The 21,748-nt window shown below is 72.5% G+C and carries 13 protein-coding genes; 7 read left to right on the forward strand and 6 right to left on the reverse strand.

The window, feature by feature from the left end; genetic code table 11:
* Positions 1 to 108: 108 nt before the first annotated feature.
* From ACFXBC_RS17685 to ACFXBC_RS17700, 4 genes are all read right to left on the reverse strand, one after another.
* Positions 109 to 1,908, reverse strand: a complete 1,800-nt coding sequence (locus tag ACFXBC_RS17685; protein WP_385024535.1) for an ABC transporter ATP-binding protein — start codon at positions 1,906 to 1,908, stop codon at positions 109 to 111.
* Positions 1,905 to 3,767, reverse strand: a complete 1,863-nt coding sequence (locus ACFXBC_RS17690) for an ABC transporter transmembrane domain-containing protein (RefSeq protein ID WP_385024537.1) — start codon at positions 3,765 to 3,767, stop codon at positions 1,905 to 1,907. Before ACFXBC_RS17690 ends, ACFXBC_RS17685 begins: the two co-directional genes overlap by 4 nt.
* Positions 3,768 to 3,911: 144 nt before the next feature.
* Positions 3,912 to 4,997: a FecCD family ABC transporter permease gene (locus ACFXBC_RS17695; RefSeq protein ID WP_385024539.1), complete on the reverse strand. Its 1,086-nt coding sequence runs from the start codon at positions 4,995 to 4,997 to the stop codon at positions 3,912 to 3,914.
* Complete coding sequence (locus tag ACFXBC_RS17700; protein ID WP_385024541.1) at positions 4,994 to 6,064, reverse strand: FecCD family ABC transporter permease; 1,071 nt, start codon at positions 6,062 to 6,064, stop codon at positions 4,994 to 4,996. Before ACFXBC_RS17700 ends, ACFXBC_RS17695 begins: the two co-directional genes overlap by 4 nt.
* A 112-nt stretch (positions 6,065 to 6,176) precedes the next feature.
* On the opposite strand from ACFXBC_RS17700, the gene ACFXBC_RS17705 reads away from it, so the two are divergent.
* From ACFXBC_RS17705 to ACFXBC_RS17735, 7 genes are all read left to right on the forward strand, one after another.
* Positions 6,177 to 7,211, forward strand: a complete 1,035-nt coding sequence (locus ACFXBC_RS17705; protein ID WP_385024543.1) for an iron-siderophore ABC transporter substrate-binding protein — start codon at positions 6,177 to 6,179, stop codon at positions 7,209 to 7,211.
* 309 nt (positions 7,212 to 7,520) lie between these two features.
* The gene (locus tag ACFXBC_RS17710; protein WP_385024545.1) at positions 7,521 to 8,930 is read left to right on the forward strand and encodes a hypothetical protein; all 1,410 of its coding nucleotides are present in this window, start codon (positions 7,521 to 7,523) and stop codon (positions 8,928 to 8,930) included.
* Between the two features lie 146 nt (positions 8,931 to 9,076).
* Positions 9,077 to 9,892 carry a YqcI/YcgG family protein gene (locus ACFXBC_RS17715; RefSeq protein WP_385024547.1) on the forward strand — a complete coding sequence of 272 codons (816 nt, stop codon included), beginning with the start codon at positions 9,077 to 9,079 and terminating at the stop codon, positions 9,890 to 9,892.
* Positions 9,889 to 10,155 carry an MbtH family protein gene (locus ACFXBC_RS17720; RefSeq protein ID WP_385024549.1) on the forward strand — a complete coding sequence of 89 codons (267 nt, stop codon included), beginning with the start codon at positions 9,889 to 9,891 and terminating at the stop codon, positions 10,153 to 10,155. Before ACFXBC_RS17715 ends, ACFXBC_RS17720 begins: the two co-directional genes overlap by 4 nt.
* A 57-nt stretch (positions 10,156 to 10,212) precedes the next feature.
* Complete coding sequence (locus ACFXBC_RS17725; protein WP_385024551.1) at positions 10,213 to 17,496, forward strand: amino acid adenylation domain-containing protein; 7,284 nt, start codon at positions 10,213 to 10,215, stop codon at positions 17,494 to 17,496.
* 123 nt (positions 17,497 to 17,619) lie between these two features.
* On the forward strand, positions 17,620 to 18,768 hold the full coding sequence (locus ACFXBC_RS17730; RefSeq protein WP_385024553.1) for a permease: 1,149 nt from the start codon (positions 17,620 to 17,622) through the stop codon (positions 18,766 to 18,768).
* A 121-nt stretch (positions 18,769 to 18,889) separates the two neighbouring features.
* Entirely contained in the window at positions 18,890 to 19,771 is an 882-nt protein-coding gene (locus tag ACFXBC_RS17735) for a hypothetical protein (protein ID WP_385024555.1), read from the forward strand.
* A gap of 35 nt (positions 19,772 to 19,806) precedes the next feature.
* Here the strand turns inward: ACFXBC_RS17735 and ACFXBC_RS17740 are convergent, their stop codons facing one another.
* Complete coding sequence (locus tag ACFXBC_RS17740; RefSeq protein ID WP_385024622.1) at positions 19,807 to 20,919, reverse strand: protein kinase family protein; 1,113 nt, start codon at positions 20,917 to 20,919, stop codon at positions 19,807 to 19,809.
* Between the two features lie 201 nt (positions 20,920 to 21,120).
* A complete protein-coding gene (locus ACFXBC_RS17745; protein WP_385024557.1) occupies positions 21,121 to 21,585 on the reverse strand; it encodes a MarR family winged helix-turn-helix transcriptional regulator in 465 nt (154 codons plus the stop codon).
* Positions 21,586 to 21,748 lie beyond the last annotated feature (163 nt).

Below are 21,748 nucleotides of genomic sequence, written 5' to 3' on the forward strand. Positions count from 1 at the left end.
GCTCTGGGGCCTGTCGTCGGAGTGCCGTGCGGCAGGCGGCACTCGACGGCAGGCCCCAGAGCCGTGTCCGTGAAGTCGCGAGCCGGACACGGCTTCGCGGGACACGGCCTAGCCGCGCGCCCCCGACCACGCGGCCCACAGCGCCGCGTATCCCCCGCCGGCCGCGACGAGTTCGTCATGGGTGCCGTGTTCCACGATGCGGCCCTGTGCCAGGACCAGGACGCGGTCGGCGCGTACCGCCTGGGTGAGCCGGTGGGCCACCACCAGCGCGGTGCGGCCCTCAAGGGCGCGCTCCGCCGCCGCCTCCAGCACCCGTGAACCGGCGCTGCCCGCCTCGGCGGTGGCTTCGTCCAGGACCGCGATCGGCGGATCCGCGAGCACGAGCCGGGCGAGCGCCAGCTGCTGCGCCTGTACGGGGGTGAGGCGCAGGCCGCCCTGGCCGATCCGGGTGGCGAGGCCCTCCGGCAGCGCCTGCGCCCAGTCCAGCGCGTCCACCGTCTCCAGCGCTGCGAGCAGTTCGGACTCCCCGGCATCGGGCCGGGCCAGCCGGAGGTCGTCGGCGAGCGAGCCCGCGAAGACATGCGTCTCCTGGTTCACCAGGGCCACCGTGCGGCGCAGCAGCGGGGCGGACATCTCGTCCAGCGGCACGCCGCCGAGCAGCACCCGGCCCTCGGTGGGCCGGTGGACCCCGGCCGCGAGCCGGGCCAGGGTGCTCTTGCCCGCACCCGTCGTGCCGACCACCGCGACCCGCTCCCCGGCGGCGAGCCGCACATCGGCCCCCATGAGCACCTGGTGGCCGGGGACATAGGAGTGGCCCACCCCGCGCAGCTCGACGGTGGCGCCCGCGGTCCCGGCGGCGCCCGGCTCCTCGGTGAAGGGTTCGGTCAGCTGGGCCAGGCCCATGACGCGGGTGGCGGCGGCTCCGGCGGACTGCACCTCGTCGAAGGAGGACAGCAGCCCGTTGACCGGGTCGAAGAGCCGGTGGAAGTAGAGGGCGGCGGCGCTCGCCGTACCGATGCCGACATGGTCCGTACGGACCAGGACATAGCCGACGACGAGCAAGGCGCTCAGCCCGGTCCACTCCGCGACGTTGAGCCGGCCGAAGAAGCGGGTGCCGATCCGGGTGGAGCGCAGCGCGAGGTCCCGGGTGACCCGTGAGCTGTCGGCGGCGGCGGCCAGCCGGCCCGGCACCAGCCGGAAGGCGCGCACGGTGTGGGCGCCGTCGACCGATTCCAGGACGGTCTGCGCCAGCTCCCCCTGGGCGATCCGTTCGGCGCGCCGCACCGGGCGCGAGGTGCGCATCAGCCAGCGCACGGCGTACGCCTGGAGGGGCACCGCGAGCAGCGCGGCCAGCGCGAACCGCCAGTCGAGCAGCAGCAGGGCGACCAGGGTGAGCCCGATCTCCAGTACGGCGCCGATCAGTTGGGGCACCAGACTGCGTACGGCCTCCGCCAGCAGGGCCGTGTCGTTGCTGACCCGGGAGACCAGGTCGCCCATGCTGGAGCGCTCCAGACGCTCCAGGGGTACGGCGAGCGCCCTGCCGAGTGCGCTCTCCCGGATGTCGGCGAGCATCTCCTCACCGCTCCGCGCGACCAGGGCGTCCCCCCAGCCGCTGAAGACGGCCTGTGCCAGGCAGGCGACGGCCACGATGACCACGGGCGCGGTGACGGCGGACACGGTGTGCCCGCCCTCGGCCACCAGGTCGACGACGCGGCCGAGCGCCCGGGGGATCACCAGCCCGCCGACGACCCCGGCGACGATGAGGGCCAGCGCTGCGACCGGGCGGGCGGGCCTGGCGCGGATCCGCGCCAGCAGGTCGGCGCGGACGGCGGCGGCGGTCGCGGTCGGCAGGAGTTCCCGCCGGTGCGTTCCTTCGCCGTCGACGCGTTCGGTCTTGGGCGCGGTCATGCCATCACCGCCGCGTGGTAGGAGGGCTGTGCGGACGTCAGTTCGTGGTGCGTGCCGGTCGCTCCCACCGCGCCGTCGGTCAGCAGGACGACCCGGTCGCAGCTCTGGAGCAGGATCGGGCTGGTGGTCACGAGAAGCGTGATGCCGTCGGTGCGCACTCCGCGCAGCCCGGCCGCGATCTTCGCCTCGGTCGCCGCGTCCACCGCCGTGGTCGGCTCGTGCAGGACGAGCACGGGTGCTCCGGACGCCAACGCCCTTGCGAGGGCGACGCGTTGGCGCTGGCCGCCGGAGAGTGACCGGCCGCGTTCGCCGATTCTGCTCTCGGCGCCCTGCGGGAGGGAGCGGACGACTTCGTCGGCGTCGGCGGCGGCCATCGCGGCGGCCACCCTTTCGGCACCGGCGGCGGCCCTTTCCGCATCGGCGGTCCTTTCGGCGCCGGCCCCCCTTTCGGTGCCGGTGGCGGCCATCCCTCCGGCGTCGGCGGCGACCGCGACGTTCTCGGCCACCGTGGCGTCGAAGAGATCCGAGTCGTGGTCGGCGACCAGCAGCATCCGCCGGGCGGCGTCGAGTTCCAGTCCGTCCAGCGGCACCCCGCCCAGCGCGACGCCGCCGTCCTCGGGGAGCGTGCGCAGGGCGAGTACGTCGAGCAGCGCGGCGGCGACCGCCGGATCGGGCGCCACGATGCCGAGCGTGGTGCCGGACTCGATCCGCAGGTCCAGCTTGCGCAGCGGCCCGTTGCGTACACCGGTGAGCTCCAGTGCCCCGGCCGGGAGCGGATGGCCGGGCAGGTTGCCGCCGGTCACCGCGTACGGTTCGGCCAGCAGCTTCGCCATCCGGCCTGCCGAGCCCCGGGCGCGCGCCCGCAGGCTCATCGCCCCGCCGAAGCGGCTGCTGGGGCCGATCAGGAACTGGGCGAGGCCCACCGATGCGACGAACTCCCCCACCGAGATGGTGCCTTCGACCGCGAGCCGGGCACCGACCAGGGCCACCAGGGCGAGGAACAACCCGTTGAGCAGCAGCGTCACCGCGTCGTACCCGGCGCTCCAGCGCGCGGCCCGCACGGTCGCGGCGAGCGCGCTCCGGCTGGCCGTGCGGTAGCGCCGCTGCGCGGCGGGCTCCACACCGAGCCCCTTGATGATGCGCAGCCCGCGTATCAGGTCGGCTGCGGTTCCGGTGGCCCTGGCCACCTGCGCCTGCTCGGCGCTGCCCCGGGCGCTGAGCGGTTTGGCGAGCAGCCGCGTGGCGGCGAGGAGGGGGACGAGCCCGATCAGCACCAGGAGGCCGAGCGTGACGGAGGTGAGCAGCAGGGCGACGGCGCCGAAGGCGAGGGCCGCGACGGCGCCCGAGCCGATGACCCAGGCACGGTTGCCCAGGCCGATACGGAGGCTGTCCGATGTGGCGGTGCTCAGCAGCGAGCCCGAGTTGCGTGCGCCGTTGGCGAAGCCCCGGGGGTCGAGGATGCGGGCGACCGCGACCACCCGCAGATCGTGAGCGGCGCCCTGGCTGCCCTGCCGGTTCCACCGGCCGCCCAGCCGCATGGCGGTGGTGAGTACGGCGAACAGGACGGCGAGCAGCCCGATCCAGAGGGCCAGGTCGTCCGGTCCGCCGTGGCGCACAGCGTGGTCGACGACGGCGCCGATGAGGACCGGCACGGCCGCTTCGCACATCTGGTGGACGGCGGTGAAGACCGCGGCACCGACGATCCAGCGGCGCCTGCGGAGGAACGCCCAGCGCAGGACGCCCTGTTCGGTGGGTTCGGGTCCTGGTACGGGTACGGAGTCGTCCCCGGCGCCCGGATGCGCCCGCGTCCCCGCGGTGGTCACGCTCTCCGGTTCAGCCTCGGCCGTGCGGGCCACCATAGGTCTCCCCAAACTTCCTTGTCGTCGTCGCTGTGTGGGCGTAGCTGTGTGGTTGTACCTGCGCTGTCGTGCCTGCGTCGCCGTGGGTCCGCGTCGTACCCGCGTCGCCGTACCGCTGGGTGCGGGCCCGCACCCGGCGGTCGCTCAGCGGCCCCTGCGGTACTGGCGGGCCAGCAGAAAGATCAGATAGAGGCCGCCCACCGCGCCGGTGGCCACGCCCACCGGAAGCTCCGCGGGGAGCGCACGCTGCGCCGCCAGATCGCTGACCGGCATGATCAGGGCCCCCATGGCGGCGGCGGGCCCGATGCCCACACCGGGCGCCCGGGTCAGCCGCCGGGCCAGCTGGGGCGCGGCCAGCGCGACGAAGGCGACAGGCCCGGCCGACGCGGTCGCCACCGCCACCAGGGCCACGGCGGTGACCATCAGCGTCAGCCGGGTGCGTTCCACCGGGAGGCCGAGGGCGCGGGCGCTGTCGTCGCCCATTTCGAGCAGGCTGCCCCCGCGGTTGAGCAGCAGGAGAAGCGGCAGCAGTACGGCCATGGCCACCGCGAGCGGCACCACCTGGCTCCAGCTCCGGCTGTTGAGGCTGCCGGTCAGCCACACCTGGGCGGTCAGCGCGTCGTTGAGCGACGCCCGGGTCAGCATCCACTGGTTGAACGCGGTCAGCATGCCGGTGACCCCGATGCCCACCAGGATCAGCCGGAAGCCCTGGACCGAACGGCGCCGGAAAGCCAGTAGATAGACGGCCGCCGCGGTCAGCAGACCGCCGGCCACCGCGCTCGCCGACACCTCGGTGGGCGAACCGTGCACGATCACCAGGCAGACGACGGCGCCGGTGGCGGAGCCCGTACCGAAGCCGATGACGTCCGGACTGCCCAGCGGGTTACGGGTGATGCTCTGGAAGACCGCACCGGCGGCGCCGAGCGCGCAGCCCACCAGGACCCCGGTCAGCAGCCGCGGCAGGCGCAGCCCGTCGACCACGAACCGGGTGGCGTGGTCCCCGCCGCCGACGAGGGCCCGCACCACGTCGGCGACCGGGATGCTGTAGTCCCCGGTGGCCAGGGTGTAGAGGGCGACGGCGACCATCAGCGCCAGCAGCACCGCGCACACGGCCACACTGCGGATCCGTACGCGTACGGCCAGCAGGCCGCCGATGCGTACGACGCGCAGGTGCACCGCGGGGGCGGGGGCCGGGGCGCCGGTCTCCCGGCGGGTGAGCACGGAGGTCACAGCTGCGCGATCCTTCCGCTGCGGGCCAGGGCGATGAAGACGGGGGCGCCCAGGAAGGCGGTGACGATGCCCACTTCGAGCTCGCCGGGCCGGGTGACGATCCGGCCGACGATGTCGGAGCCGATCAGCAGGATGGGGGCGACGAGCATCGAACAGGGCAGTACGAAGCGCTGGTCGGGGCCGGTGAGGAAGCGGGCCAGATGCGGTACGGCGAGTCCGATGAAGCCGATCGGGCCGACAGCGGCGGTGGCCGCCCCGCAGAGCAGTGTGACGGCGACGGCGCCGAGGAGCCGGGTGCGGCCCACATGGGCCCCGAGCGCGCGGCCGGTGTCCTCGCCGAGTGCGACGGCGTTGAGCGAGCGGCCGAGCCCGAGCGCCAGGAGCGCCCCCACCGCGATGAAGGGCAGCACCTGCCACATCACCGTGCTGCTGCGTCCGACGACGGAGCCCACGTTCCAGTACCGGAACTGGTCGAACGCGTCGGGTTTGAGCAGCAGGACGGCGCTGGTGAAGGCGGTCAGCGCCGCGGTCACCGCCGTGCCGGCCAGCGCGAGCCGTACGGGGGTGGCGCCGGACCGTCCGGCCGAGCCGAGCAGGTAGACGGCGACGGAGACCACGGCGGCCCCGCCGAACGCGAACCAGATGTAGGCCCACGTACTCTGCAGCCCGAGGAAGCCGATCCCGACGGCGACCGCGGCCGACGCACCGGAGTTGACGCCAAGGAGCCCGGGGTCGGCCAGCGGGTTGCGGGTCAGGGCCTGCATCAGCGCGCCGGCCAGACCCAGTGCCACGCCGACCACCAGCCCCAGTTCGGTTCTCGGCAGCCGCTGCTGGCGGACCACCAGCTGGTCGTCGCTGCCGTCGAAGTGGAACAGGGCGTCGAACACGGTGTGCCAGGCGATGGACTTGGCGCCGACCACCAGGCTGAGCCCCACGACGAGAGCCAGCAGGACGAGACCGGTCAGCAGTCCCGCCGTGCGGCCGGCGGTGGAGTGCCGCCGGCGGTCGCGCCGGGCGGTGGTCCGGGGCGGTGCCGGAGATATCTGGGGTGCAACGGACGAGGACACAAGAGGTGAGGTTAGCCTAACCTTCTCACCACCAGCAATGCACGGTGCCGCCTTGCGCCGTCATGCCGCCGAGCCCCTGCGCGACCGGCGGCTCCGAGAAGGGATCCCGACCATGAACAGCCCTACACGCCCGTCGCGGTCGCACCGCGCCCTGCTGGGCGCCTGCTGCCTGCTGACCGCCGCCGCGACCCTGACCGCGTGCGGGGGCTCGTCGTCCGGCAGCGACTCGGACCACGCGGACAGCAAGGCAGCCAAGAGCGACGCGGGCTCCTTCCCCGTCAGCATCACGAGCAAGTTCGGCACGGCGAAGATCACCAAGGCCCCCAAGCGGGTCGTCGCGCTGGGCTGGAGCGACCAGGACGCGCTGCTCGCGCTCGGCGTGAAGCCGGTCGCGATCGTCAAGACCGAGGACAGCTTCAAGAACGGCGTCGGCCCCTGGGCCGAGAAGGCACTGGGCAGTTCCCGCCCCGAGGTGCTGAACACCACGGACGGTTACTCCGTCGAGAAGATCGCCGCCCTCCACCCCGACCTGATCGTCGGGGTCCAGTCCGGACTGACCAGCGCGGACTACTCCAAGCTCTCCCAGATCGCGCCCACGGTCGCCTACCCGAAGAACCGGCAGGCGTACGGCACCCCCTGGGAGGAGCAGACCGACCTGATCGGCAAGGCGGTCGGGCGCGAGAAGGAGGCGAAGGCGGCCGTCGCGAATGTGAAGTCCGGGCTGCAGAAGGACGCGAAGACCTACCCGCAGCTCAAGGGCAAGAGCTTCCTGTACGCCTTCCCGCAGCCCGCCAACGGGCGGATGGTGCTGTACAAGGACGAGCGGACGAAGGTGCTCCAGCAGGTCGGCCTCACCCTGGACCCGGTGGTCGACAAGGGGACGAAGATGAACAGCTTCGCCAACTCGCTGAGCACCGAGCACATCGACGAGCTGAAGTCCGACGCCCTGGTCATCTGGTACAACACCGCCAAGGACCGTACGCAGCTGGAGTCGAGCGCCGCGTTCAAGAAGCTGCCCGCGGTCCGGAAGGGCGCCTATGTGCCGCTCGACCGGACGATGTCCCAGGCCACCAGCGCGCCCAGCGTGCTGAGCATCCCGTGGTCGATGCAGAAGCTGCTGCCGCCGCTGGCCAAGTCCCTGGGCTGACCCGCCCGCGCCACCACGGCACACCGGAGCCGCATGCCCGCCGGAACGGGGGCCGGGCATGCGGTCCTTCGGCATGCCCGCGGCCGGAGGCGGTCCGAGCTGCCGACACGACGGGCCACTTGACGTGAAACCCGACTAAGGCAAGGCTTACCTAAGCAAGTCGCCGACTGCTGGACCCTGGCATGCCGCAGCACAGTCATGCCCGCGGGCCACCTCCCCGTCCCGCGTGGGGTCCGGACGCCGGCTGTGCCCGACCGTCCCTTCCCGCCCGCTCCCGTCCGCCTGTTCCCGTCCGCTTGGAGGACCGTCATGACACTTGACCACTCGGAGATACTCGCCAGCCTGGATCCCGAGGACTCCAACAGCATCGTCAAGGCGTTCGCCGCCAACACCGCCTTCCGCGCCGCCGAGTGGGAGGAGCTGACGACCGAGGACAATCCCTACCGGCGGCCCGTCAGGCCCGACGACCTGGCCTGGCTCGACTACAGCAAGCCGATGCCGGCCGCCAAGGCGCTCAAGCTCAGCGCCCTCCTCGGCCACCGGATGCTGCGCAATGTCTACGACAGCGGACTGCTCTATCTGCCGCCCACCGCGGGGAAGGCGCCCCAGACCGACGGCGCCGCCTTCTACAGCGACCGCAACCGGATGCTCGGCGCCCTCGCGGCCCCCGTACTCGAACAGCATCTGTTCACCCTGCTCGACGGCGAGCGCAAGCCGCTCGGCGGCAGCGACCCCGCCCATCTGAAGCGCGAGGTGCGCGAGTACTACCAGCAGCGGACGGCGGAGCCCGGCAGAGCGTTCACCACGGCGCTGGCCACCAAGGACCGCAAGGCTTCGGCCACCTTTGTGATGCTGCAGCTCAGCGCCTTCCTGCCGGCCGCGCGCTCCTCCGTGGGCCGGGCCGCGCTCGGTGAGTACGACGCGACGCACCCGGGAGCCCGCACCTTCCTCCTCGACGACTACCGCTCCTGGGCCGGGCTGCACGAGACGTACCGCACCCTGCTCGGCGGGGCCGGCCTCAAGCCCACGGCGGCCGCCTACTGGCAGCTCTACCTCGGCACCTCGCTCGCGCGCGGCAACCATCTGCACCGGCTCTCGCACAACCGCGAGCTGTACCCCGAGTTCCTCGGCGCCCTGCTGCACCACAAGATCGAAGAGGCCGCCGACGGGCCGCGCTTCGCGGAGGTCTTCGAGGACGGACTCGGGCTGCGCAGCGTCCTGTTCGACGCTCTCGGCGCCGTACGCGAGACCGACCTCGACCCGCTGGTCGACCGGCTGCTGCTGCCGCTCCTCAGCGTCTACGGGGACGAAGCCGTGGACCGCTTCCACCGGGGATTCGCCGACGCCCGCTGGTTCTCGCAGCTGTGGGACGAGGACCTCGCGGAGCAGCTGGCCTGGGCCGACAGCATCGAGCTGCACCAGGAGAAGGCGGAGCGGCTGAACAAGCACATCGAGGACAACAACATCACCGTGGACCTCGACACCTTCGTGGAGAGCAACGAGGAGACCTCCACCACCCATGTGCACAACGAGCACCGGCTGGTGATGGTCGAGCGCGGCCAGATGCACTTCTGGAACAACACGACGCACAAGCTGGAGTTCAACGAGGGCGACAAGGTCCTCATCCCGGTGTCCCGGCTGCACGGCTCGACCGTGCTCTCCGGCGAGTGCACCTACCACCAGCCGATCATCCCGGAAGAGATGTACCAGCAGTTCTGACCCTCACCCGCCGGCCGGGCGCCCGCCGATTCACGGCGCCCGGCCGGTGCGGCGCGCGGCAACACCCCTTCGTACGCCGCCCGTTCGAGTCAGCGCGGTCGCCGGACCGAGCGTGTCACGGCCCTTCCCGGGATGGAGTCCCAGCAGTGCCCACCCCTTCTGACAGCAACGGCATGTCCGCAGGCCCGACGGCCGAAGCGGAGATCGCCGCCTGCACCATCGGGAGTACGCCCCAGTGGGGCCTTCCGGTGGCGCGGGATCTGATAACGACCCTGCTCAGCGCCGAGAATCCGTTCCCCTGCACGTTCGCCGTGGCCGCCGCGAAGAAACGCGCCCTGCGGTACGGCTTCGTGGAGAGCCCACACGACGACGGGACCTGGGGGCCGCTCGTCGACATCCTCAGCAGCTATCTGGAGTGCTACCAGGAACTCGGCAAGGACACCTCCCTGGTGGTCTTCTTCCGCCCCGACGAACACGCCCTGAGCCTGGACGAGTACTTCCAGCGGTTCTGGTCGGTGCTGCAGTTCCTGCACGAGAAGGACCCGGAGCCGTGGCCGGGCGGCGTGCCCACCGATCCGGAGGAACTCATGTGGGAGTTCAGCTTCGGCGGCACCGAGATCTTCGTCGTCTGCAACACCCCCGGCCATGTCACCCGGCACAGCCGCAACAGCCAGGGCTTCATGATCACCTTCCAGCCGCGCTGGGTGTTCGAGGGCCTGGAGGCCGACTCCCCGCGCGGTGCCAAGGCGCGGAAGGTGATCCGCAACCGGATCCGGCGCTTCGACGGGATGGAGCCCGCCCCCGAACTCGGCAACTACGGCGAGGAGGGCAACCTGGAGTGGCGGCAGTACTTCCTCCCGGACACCCCCGAGGGCACCGTGCCCGTCTGCCCATTCCGGGCCGGCCGGGAGCACCGGACAGAGCTGGCGACCGACGACGAGATCCCGGAGCAGAGCCGATGAACACCACAGGACCCGGCAGCGGCACGACTCCCCGTGACGGCACAGACGGCACGGGCGGCACGGGCGGCGCGGCTGACGCGTACACCGCCGTGGTCAACGACGAGGGCCAGTACGCCCTGTGGCCGGCCTGGCGCCCGCTGCCCGGCGGCTGGCACGGCACAGGCGTACGGGGCGACCGCGAGGAGTGCCTGGCGTACATCGAGCGCGAGTGGACCGATATGCGCCCCCGCAGCCTGCGCGGCGAGCCGCCCCGGCCCGCCTGAACCAGCGGCAGAACCAGTCCGCCCCCTCCCCCGACCACAGAACGGATACCGCCCGCCATGACCGACCTCGCCGATGGGCAGCCGCTGACGGGCGCCCAGTCGGGCATCTGGTACGCCCAGCAGCGCGACCCGCTGAGCCCGGCGTACAACTGCGCCGAATACGTCGAGCTGACCGGCCCGCTGGACGTGGAGCGCTTCGCCGAGGCGCTGCACCGGACGGTCACCGGGATCCCGGCGCTGTGGATCCGCTACGCCGAGCGGGGCGCGGATGCGGAGCCGGTCGCCGTACAGCGGGAACCGGACGGGGCGGGCACCGGCACGGCGCTGCACCAGGTCGATATGACGGGGCATCAAGATCCCTTCGAGGGAGCCCTGGAGTGGATGCGGGCGGATCTGCGCCGGCCGGTGGACCTCGCGGCAGGACCGCTGGTGCGCAACGCGCTGATCCGTATCGGACCCGAGCACCACCTCTGGTACTTCATGTGCCATCACATCGCCCTGGACGGCTATGGATTCGCCTTGGCCGAGAGCCGGGTCGCCGAGCTGTACAACGCCTCGGTACGGGGCGACGGGGGACCTGACGAACCGTTTGCCGGGGTCGGGGCGCTGCTCCGCGAAGAGGCGGAGTACCGCGCGTCGGACCGCTTCGGACGCGACCGTGCCCACTGGCAGGACCTGCTGGCGGGCGCGGCCGAGCCCGCCGCTCTCGCCGCCGGGACGGCTCCGCCGTCCGCCGGATTCCTGCGGGCACGCTCCGCGCAGCCGGAGGCGGTGCGGAGCACCGTGGAGCGGGCCGTCGGTGAACTGGGCAGCAGCAGGCCGGAGTTCCAGCTCGCGGCCGTCGCCGCCTATCTGCACCGGGTCACAGGACGCTCCGACATCGTGCTGGGGCTGCCGTTCGCCGGGCGCCTCGGATCGGCCGCGGCGCGTATCCCCACGACGACGGTCAACGTGCTGCCGCTGGTACTCGACCTGAGCCCCGCGACGACCCCGGCCGAGCTGGCCGCTCAGGTGCGCACCAGGCTCCGGGCGCTCCGCAGGCACGCCGGATACCGCGGTGAGGACATCCGCCGCGACCTGCGGCTCCCGGCCACCGGGCGCCGGCTCACCGGCCCCCTGGTGAACGTCGGGATGGCCACCCCCGACCTGCGTTTCGACGGCCGTCCGGCGCCGGTCCACTTCCTCTCCGCGGGCCCGGTGGACGGCCTGACCCTCACCTTCCGCGACGACCCGCGGGGCGGGGGCGCCGATCTCACCCTCGACGGCAACCCGGCGCTCTACGACGGCGAGGAGATCGCGGCACACCACCGCCGTCTGCTCACCTTCCTGGAGTCCTTCGCGGCCGACCCGCACGCCCCCATCGGGCTGCTCGACACCGTGGCCGCGGATGAGCGGCAGGACATACCCGAACTGGCCCCGGCAGAGGCGGAGTACGGTCCTGACGGCTCGGGGGACACCCTGCACGGGCTGATCGGCCGACAGGCCCGCACCCGCCCCGACGCGGTCGCCGTGGTGCACGGCGCCACCCGGCTCACCTACCGTGAGCTGGACGAGGACGCCAACCGGCTGGCCCGGGAGCTCGTCGGGCGGGGCATCGGCCGGGGCGACCTGGTCGCCCTCGCGCTGCCCCGGTCGGCGCGGCTGGTGACCGCGGTCCTGGCCGTACTCAAGGCGGGTGCCGGCTATCTGCCCCTCGACCCGCACCAGCCCGCCGCACGCACCGCCGCCGTACTGCGCTCGGCCCGCCCGGCCCTGCTGGTCACCGGGGGCGGCGGGGACGACGGTGCCACCGCCCCCGGCACGGCGGACACGGACCGGCCGGACACGGAGGGGCCGGGGCCGGACCAGCTGCGCACGGACGGGCTCGCGGACCGGCTGCACACGGACCGGCTCTACGCGGACCGGCTGGACCTGGACGCCCCCGCCGTGCGCGAAGCCCTCGCGGCCCACCCGGTCACGGCGCCGGACATCGCCGGGGCAAGCGGGCACGACTGTGCGTACGTCATCCACACCTCGGGCTCCACCGGCGAGCCGAAGGGTGTGGTGATCCCGCACCGCAACGTCGTACGGCTGCTCACCACCACCGACCGCTGGTTCGGCTTCGGGCCCGACGACGTCTGGACGCTGTTCCACAGCTACGCCTTCGACTTCTCCGTCTGGGAGCTCTTCGGCGCGCTCACCACCGGAGGCCGCCTGGTCGTCGTACCGCACACCGTCAGCCGGGCACCGGCCGAGTTCCTGCGGCTCCTGGTGGACGAGCGGGTCACCGTGCTCAACCAGACGCCCACCGCCTTCGAGCAGCTGTCCGCCGCCGACCGTCAGGAACCTTCGGCCGGAGCTGAACTGAGGCTGCGTCATATCATTCTGGGCGGAGAACCGCTGCGGCCCGCCGTGCTCGGCGACTGGTATCTGCGGCACCCCGAGGGGGCGCCGCGGATCATCAATATGTACGGCATCACCGAGACCACCGTGCACGTCACCCACCGGGCACTCGGCCCGGCCGACGCGGAGCCGGACGCCTCCGGGCTCATCGGCGTCCCCCTGCCGGATCTGCGTGTCCGGCTGCTCGACTCCGCGCTCTGCCCGGTGCCGCCAGGCGCGGTCGGCGAGCTGTACGTCGCGGGCCCCGGTCTTGCCGACGGCTACCTCGGGCGGCCCGGACTGACCGCCGAACGCTTCCTGCCCGACCCCTACGGGCCGCCGGGATCACGGATGTACCGCAGCGGCGACCTGGCCCGCCGCGACGGACAGGGGCTGCTCGACCACCGGGGCCGCGCCGACGACCAGGTCAAGCTCCGCGGCTTCCGGATCGAGCCGGGAGAGATCGAGGCGGCCCTGCTCACCCACCCCGGCACCGCCCAGGCGGCCGTGGTCGTCCGCGAGGACACCGGTGTCGGCCGCCGGCTGGTCGCCTACGCCGTGCCGCACCCCGGCGAGGCGCCGGACCCCGTCGCGCTGCGCACCCACGCCGCCGGACTGCTGCCCGAGCACATGGTGCCCGGCGCCGTGGTGGTGCTCGACGCCCTGCCGCTGACCGCCAACGGCAAACTGGACCGCGCCGCACTGCCCGCCCCCGGTTCGCTCTCCGGCAGCCGGGCGGGCCGCCCGCCCGCCGACGTCCGCGAGCAGGTGCTCTGCGAGCTCTTCGCCGCTCTGCTGGACGCCGAACAGGTCGGCCCCGACGACGACTTCTTCGCGCTGGGCGGGCACTCACTCCTTGCGACCCGGCTGGTCGGCCGGGTCCGGGACGCGCTGGACGCCGGTATCGGCGTACGCGATCTGTTCGAGGCGCCCACCCCGGCCCGGCTGGCCGCCCGTCTCGACACCTCGGCACCGGCCCGGCCCCGGCTGGCCCCGACGGCCAGGCCGGAGCGGGTCCCGCTGTCGTACGCCCAGCGCAGGCTGTGGTTCCTGCACCGGATGGAGGGGCCGAGCCCCACGTACAACATCCCGCTGGCGATGCGGCTGACCGGGCCGCTGGACGTGGCCGCGCTCCGTGCGGCGGTGACGGATCTGGTGGACCGGCACGAGAGTCTGCGGACGGTCTTCCCGCCGGACGACGGCGACCCGTGCCAAGTCGTCCTGCCCGCCGGGAGCGCCACCGTCGAATGGGACGTGACCGAGACCGGCCCGGAGGGCCTGACGGCTGCGCTCACGTCGGCGGCCCGCTTCGCCTTCGACCTGACCAGCCATCTCCCGCTGCGGGCAAGGCTGCTGACGGCGGGTCCTGAGGACCACGTACTCCTCCTGCTGCTGCACCACTCGGCCGGTGACGACTGGTCCCTGGCACCGCTGGCCGACGATCTCGCCGCGGCCTACACCGCCCGCCGCGAGGGCGGCGCCCCGCAGCGCGCACCGCTGCCCGTGCAGTACGCCGACTACGCCCTGTGGCAGCACGAACTGCTGGCCGAGGACGGCGATGTGACGGCCGACCAGCTCGCCTTCTGGACCGAGCGGCTGGCCGGCCTCCCGGACCAGCTCGACCTGCCGACCGACCGCACCCGCCCCGCCGTCGCGAGCCACCGCGGCGGGACGGTCCCGGTGACGATCGACGCGGAGCTGCACCGCTCCGTCCGGGCCCTGGCACAGCGCTGCGGGGCGACGGTCTTCATGACGCTCCAGGCCGGTCTGGCCGCCCTGCTCACCCGGCTCGGCGCGGGCACCGACATCCCGCTGGGCAGCCCGGTGGCCGGCCGCACGGACCGGGCCCTGGAGGACCTGGTCGGATTCTTCGCCAACACCCTGGTGCTGCGCACCGACACCTCGGGCGACCCGGGCTTCGCCGAGCTGCTGGCGCGGGTGCGCGCCGTCGACCTCGCCGCCTTCGACCACCAGGACGTCCCCTTCGAGCGGCTGGTCGAGGAGGTACGCCCGGCCCGCTCCCCCGCCCGGCACCCCCTGTTCCAGGTGATGCTCTCCTACGGTGCGGGGCGCCCCGATCCGAGGCTCCCCGGGCTCACCGCCCGGCCGGTCCGCGTACACAACGGGTCCGCCAAGTTCGACCTCACCCTCTCGCTGAGCGACACCCCGGGCGGCGACGGCATCGAGGGGTTCCTGGAGTACGCCGTCGACCTGTTCGACGAGGAGACCGCACGGGGGCTCACCGAGCGGCTGCTGCGGCTGCTGCGGCAGGCGGTCGCCGAGCCCGGACTGCCGCTCAGCAGGCTGGAGATACTCTCCGGGGACGAACGGGACCTGATGGTCCGGCAGTGGAACGACACCGCCGCCCCGGTCGACCCCCGCAGCTTCCCCGCGATGTTCGAGGAGCAGGCCCGCAGCCACCCGGAGCGCGAGGCGCTGGTCGCGGGCGGCCACCGGCTCACCTACCGGGAGACGGACGCGCTGGCCAACCGGCTGGCGCACCGGCTGCGCGAGCTGGGCGTGGGCCCGGAGCGCACGGTGGGCATCCATCTGCCGCGCAGCGCCGAGATGGTGGTGGGGCTGCTCGCCGTACAGAAGGCCGGTGGCGCCTTCGTGCCGCTGGAGCCCTCGTGGCCCGCCCAGCGGATCGGCACCATCATCGAGAACGCCCGCCCGGCCGCCGTCCTCACCACCGCCGGGGCCGCGGACGAGCTGCCCGGGTCGGTGCCCGCCGTCGAACTCGACCTGGCGGGCGACTGGTTCGCCGACCAGCCCGAGCACAGCCCGGACGTGCCCATCGACCCGGAGAACCTGGCGTACGTCATCTACACGTCGGGCTCCACGGGCACCCCCAAGGGCGCCATGATCCGCCACCGTGCCATCAGCAACCGGCTGCCCTGGCAGATCGGGCTGCTCGGTCTCACCCCGGACGATCCGGTGCTCCACAAGGCCCCGCTGACCTTTGACATCTCGGTCAACGAGATCTTTCTGCCGCTGGCGGCCGGTGCGACCCTGGTGGTCGCCGACGCCGGGCGCGAGGGCGATGTGGCGCATCTGCTCGAACTGATCGAGCGGGAGCGGATCGCCTTCGTCTACATCGTCTCCTCGGTCCTCGACATCATGCTGGAGCGCGCCGACATCGCGGAGGCGGGCGCCTCGCTCAAGCACGTCTGGTGCGGTGGCGAGGTGCTCACGCCCGAGCTGTTCCGGCGCTTCCGGGACCGGCTGGGCGACGCGACGATGTACCACGGGTACGGTCCGGCCGAGACCACGATCGGGGTGACCTGCCAGGTCTACCGCGGCGACGCGGAGCAGGGCATCACCATCGGCAGGCCGAACCCCAACACCACGGTGTACGTGCTCGATCCGGCGATGAACCCGGTCCCGGTGGGGGTGCCGGGCGAGCTGTATCTGGGCGGTGTCCCGCTGGGCCGCGGCTACCTCGGCGATCCCCGCCGCACCGCCGCCGCCTTCGTGCCCGACCTCTTCTCGGGCGAGCCGGGGGCCCGGCTGTACCGCAGCGGCGACCTGGCCAGGTTCCGTGCGGACGGGAACATCGAGTTCCTGGGCCGGGTGGACAACCAGGTCAAGATCCGCGGGGTGCGGGTGGAGCTGGAGGAGATCGAGTCGGTGCTCAGCCGGCATCCGGGGGTGCGGCAGGCCGTCGTCCTGGTCCGCGACGGCGGGCCCGGCGGCGCCCAGCTGGCCGCCTGGTGCACTCCGGACCCGGCGGGCCCGCACGCCGAGGGCGAGGAGTTGCTGGAGTGGCTGCGTACGGCCCTGCCCGAGTACATGGTGCCGCGGCACTGCCGGGTCGTGCCCGCCTTCCCCCTGATGACATCCGGCAAGGTGGACCGCAAGGCGCTCGCCGCATCCGCCGACGAGACGGCGGACACCGGCCCGGACGCGGCTCCGTACACCGAGCCCACCGGTGACACCGAACGGCTGGTGGCGGAGGTCTGGGCGCAGGCCCTGGGCCTGCCGAGGGTCGGCGCGCACGACAACTTCTTCGACCTGGGCGGCCACTCCCTGCTGCTGGCCCGGGTGCAGACGGCGCTGCGCGCCCGCCTCGGCTGGGACGTACCGGTCCTGGACCTCTTCACCCGCCCGACCGTCTCCGCGCTCGCCGGATATCTGGACGACCGCGACGGCCTGGCACCCCCGTCCGCCTCCAGCGCGGGCAGCCGGCAGGCGCTCGGCGTCCTGCTGCCGCTGCGGACCAGCGGCGACCTGCCGCCGCTGTTCTGCCTGCATCCGGCGTCCGGGCTGAGCTGGCCCTTCGCCGGGCTGCGCCAGCACATCGACATCAGGCGCCCGCTGTACGGCATCCAGAGCAGGGCGCTCACCGGGGAGCGGCCCGCGGCGGGATCGCTCGCGGAGATGGCGGCGGAGTACGTCGAGCACATCCGGGAGGTCCAGCCGCACGGCCCGTACCACCTGGTGGGCTGGTCGTTCGGCGGCGTCGTCGCCCACACGATGGCCACCCTGCTGCGCCGGGAGGGGGAGCAGGTCGCCCTGCTGGGGATGCTCGACTCGTATCCGCGCTACCCCTGGGAGAAGCTGGCCGACGACCATGAGCAGCAGGCCCTGCGCTCACTGCTGTACATGTCGCACTACGACCTGTCGCAGCTGGACGACGCACCGCTGGACCGGGAGCGCGTGATGGCGGTCATCGCCGAACGCGGCGGGATACTCTCCGAGCTGGCCGCGCCCTCGATCCAGGGGGTGATGGACACGTTCGTGTCGTCGGCGGTCCTCCAACAGGGCGTGGAACACGAGGTGTTCGACGGTGATCTGCTGTTCTTCACGGCCACTGTCGACCAGGTCGACACGGCGCTGACGCACCGGGACTGGAAGCCGTACGTGGCGGGCACGATCGAGAACCACAACGTCACCTGCCGCCACAAGGACATGACCCGCAACGGCCCCCTCGCGGAGATCGGCCGTCACCTCGACCGCCGGCTGCGCGACCTGCCCTGAGCCGGGCGGCGGTCGCCGGTCCCGTACCGCCGCCCCACCCCCGTACCGGCCGCCGGAACCACCGGCTGCCGGTACGGGGCGTGTCCACCGCCCGGAATCCACCGCAGGGTGAAGGCTTCGGGGATGCACGCCGTCCTGCACGCCCTGTCCATCACCGGTTCCATGACCTGGGAGATCACCTGGGCCCTGATCCTCGGTTTCACGCTCTCCGCCGTCGTCCAGGCGGTGGTACGCAAGTCCACCGTCGTCTCCCTCCTGGGCGACGACCGCCCCCGCACCCTCGCCGTGGCGGCCGGACTCGGTATGGCCTCGTCGTCCTGCTCGTACGCCGCGGTGGCGCTCGCGCGCTCACTGTTCCGCAAGGGCGCCGACTTCACCGCGGCGATGGCCTTCGAGATCGCCTCGACCAACATGGTGGTCGAACTCGGCGTGATCCTCGCCCTGTTGATGGGCTGGCAGTTCACCGCGGCCGAGTTCACCGGCGGCCCCCTCATGATCGTCGTGCTGGCGCTGCTCTTCCGGCTGCTCCTGCGGGAGGGACTGCTGGAGCAGGCGCGCGAACAAGCCGGACACGGTCTGGCCGGTTCGATGGAGGGCCATGCCGCGATGGACATGTCCGTCCAGCGGGAGGGATCCTTCACGCGGCGGCTGTTCTCCCGGGAGGGCTTCACGGCGACCTCACACGTCTTCGTGATGGAGTGGGCGGCGATCCTGCGCGACCTGGTGATCGGCCTGCTCGTCGCCGGGGCCATCGCCGCCTGGGTCCCGGACTCCTTCTGGCGCGGCTTCTTCTTCGACGGCCACCCCCTGGCGGCCCGGCTGTGGGGCCCGGTCATCGGCCCGCTGGTCGCCATGGCCTCGTTCGTCTGCTCCATCGGGAACGTGCCGCTCGCGGTCGTGCTGTGGAAGGGCGGCATCAGCTTCGGCGGCGTCCTGGCGTTCATCTTCGCCGACCTGCTGATCCTGCCGATCCTCAACATCTACCGGAAGTACTACGGGGCACGGATGACGGCCTTCCTGCTCGTGGCCTTCTACGTGGCCATGGTCGTCGCCGGTTACGTCGTCGAGTTCGCCTTCGGCGGCCTGGGACTCGTCCCCGACCGGGCCGACGCGCGCATTCCGTCGGGCGGTGTCGGCTGGAACTACACGACCTGGCTGAACATCGTCTTCCTGGCTCTGGGCGCCGCGCTCCTGGTGCGGTTCTTCCGGACGGGCGGCCGGGCCATGCTCCGCATGATGGGCGGCCCTGAGCCCCGGGGCGGGCACGGCTGAGCCACGGTGTGTGTGCCGCAAGGGCACAAACCCTGCCCTCACAGCACACCCCAAGCCCCTTCCCAGTAGGCCGGAACGGAGGAGAATGGCCCCAGCCACCGCCCTTGTGGAAGGAACCACCGTGCACCGCCGTGACGCACACCCCTCGCACGCCACCGGCCAAGCCCATGACCGCTCGGCGGTCGTCCGCCCGTCGGCACGGACCGGCGGACCCGCGGCCCCCCTGCTGAACCTGCAGCGCACCGCGGGGAACGCAGCGGTGGCTCGCGCGGTGACAGCTGCCAGAACGGACGGGCGGCAGCCCGCCAGGCCCGCGCAGGCGGTGCAGAGGGCGGAGATGCGGAACACGCCCAAGGGCGAGTCGACGGGCTTCGGCGGCTCGCTCGACGAGGACGACGTCCGGCTGCTCACCGAGGCCGCCCAAGAGGTCCAGAAGGTCATGGAGGAGGCGCGGGCCAAGGACCCGGAGAAGGAGGTACTGCTCTTCATCGGTGTCGGAACGGGCAACCCGGCGGCCGCCTGGGGCAACCCCACCCACGGCGGTGTCGGCGGTATCACCAACGAGAACCAGCACTCCCCCGGCTTCCTCTCGGCGGCCGGAGAGGCGGGCTACACGGTCATCTCGGTCAACTTCAACGTCGGCTCGGGCAAGGAGCTCTCCCAGACCGGCGGCTCAGGACCCGTGGTGAAGCTGACGGTGCCCGCCCGGTTCCCGCTCGACGCGGACGGCCAGGAGAAGGCGAAGGGCGCCATGGCGGGCCTCCACGCGGCGGCCGCCCAGGCCAACCGCTTCGCCATCATGAACGCCGTCACACAGGCCGACTACCAGCCGCTGCTCGACCTGGCGGCCGCCAAGTCGAAGGGCCAGTCCGCCTACCTCAAGTCGTATATGCAAACCGGCGAGACCAGCGCCTTCTCCCCGATGAGCAAGAAGAAGGGGCAGCACATCGAAGGCAGCAAGTTCGCCTCGATGAGCGACGTCTTCCTCGCGGACGCGGAGTAGCCCCTCACGCGTACGGGGAACGAGCCCCCGCCCCCTCAGTGCCCCGGACCCGCCGATGGACCGCTCCGCCCCGGCCCGGTGGCAGCGCCCAGGGCCCGCTCGATCTCGGCGGCCGGAAAGGGCGTCCGCTTGCTCCCGGTGAGAAGGCGGCGGTGGAATTCGTCCATGACCAGGGCGGTCCTGGCATGCCGGTCGATGATCGCGGCGATCTCGGCCGGTACGTCGTCGGGCCGGTGGCCGGTGATCCACTCCCGCAGGAACACCTCGTGTTCCCTGCCGCCGCGCAGGCCGTCCGGCAGATGGTGGCGGAGCAGATGGCCTGCCGTGTGGCCGCGGTCGTAGAGGAGATGGCTGGAGAGGAACTCCGCCTCGGCGGGGCGGAGTTCGAAGCCGGAACTCAGGGCGAGCCCGAAATCCGCGAAGTAGAGCCGCCGGCCGTCGGTCAGGACATTGGCGAAGTGGGCGTCGAAGTGGACGAGTCCACGCGAGCGCATGAAGTCGCTCCCGCGCGCCAGTTCCTCATCGATCCAGGGGTACGGCGTCCCCGCCCCCGCCCCCGCCCCCGGACCGGCGGCCCGGTAGCCGTGCAGCCAGTCGGCGAGTGTGTGCGGGACATGTTCCAGGAAAAGCACCAGGCTGAACGAGGACCGGCCGATGGCCTCCAGCCGCGCACGTACGGCCGGTGACCCCTCCCAGTGCGCGACCGCCCCGTCGATGCCACCGAACTCGTCGGTGAAACCCCGGGGAGGAGAGTCGGGCAGCACACGCCAGTGGTACATCAGCGGAAAGCCCTCGTACTCCCTCCCGAGGACCCAGTTGGTGGTCATGACGTGTACGGCCAGCTCCCGCCAGGCTCCGAACCCGGCCGAGCCGACCCCGTACTGGTAGAACACCGGCAGCCCGAACAGGTTCGCCGTCGACCGCGTGTGCTCCGGCCGCAACTCGATGTCCGTGAGCGGGACCCGCTTGACGAAGACCCGCGTACCGTCGATGTCCGCCTCCGCCGCCCGGCCACCGATCCCTGTCCCGAGCGGACCGGCGGCAGCCACCAGCTCCCCGAGCCGGCGGTCGCTCAGCAGGGACAGGCGGGTCGCCACGGCGGTGCACGTGGCAAGCCGTGCGGCGTACCCGGAGCCGGGACACCGCACTGACGACTCCTCGGTGCCCTCGGCCGGGGCTTCGTTGATCTCGGGCACATGAGCGAGCCTAAGGCGTTTCCCGGCGGGTCCCCGGGGCGCACGGCTCGGCCTTCCCACGAGGACTGACGCAGCCGCACCCGGATCACCGTGCCGCGGCACGGGCCACTCCTCCAGCGGTGGCCACTCCTCCAACGTTCACTCCTTCAACGGTCACTCCTCCAGCGCCCGCGCCATCCCGTCGAGGTCCTGGAGGAGGACGGTCAGACGGTCCCCGGGAACGGCCCGGATCATGCGGGCCTCGATGGCGTACACCGAGGTCTGAGCGGCTGTCAGTAGCCGGCGCCCCTCATCGGTGAGCCTGACCGGGCGGGCGCGGCCGGTCTCCACGGTGTCGGGGCGGGCGGTCAGACCCGCGTCCAGCAGACCGCGCAGAACGACGTTCATCGACTGGCGGGTGACGAACGTGGCGCGGGCCAGTTCGGCGTTGGACAGATCCGGGCGGGCGGCGAGGACCTCCAGGCAGGAGTACTGCGGCACGGTCAGGCCGTGGGCGCGCAGCGCCCGGTCCATGGCGCCGCGCAGACCCGCGTGGGCGCGCTTGAGGCGGTACCCGACATGCTCGGTGACGTTCTCGGCGGGGTGCGGATCGACCGGTTCACGGCCCTGGATGTCCATGCTTTGACAACCTCTCGACGGGTTCGCTAGCTTCCACTATGTCAAAGTACTGACATCGACTGGGTGCCGGGTGCGAGCGCACGCCTGCCCGAGCGCCCGGCCACAAGCCGAACCACCAACCCCCACTGGCCGAACCACCGACTGAACCACGGGCCGGACCACC

This window comes from Streptomyces sp. NPDC059398 (assembly GCF_042751845.1).
Classification (GTDB): Bacteria; Actinomycetota; Actinomycetes; order Streptomycetales; family Streptomycetaceae; genus Streptomyces.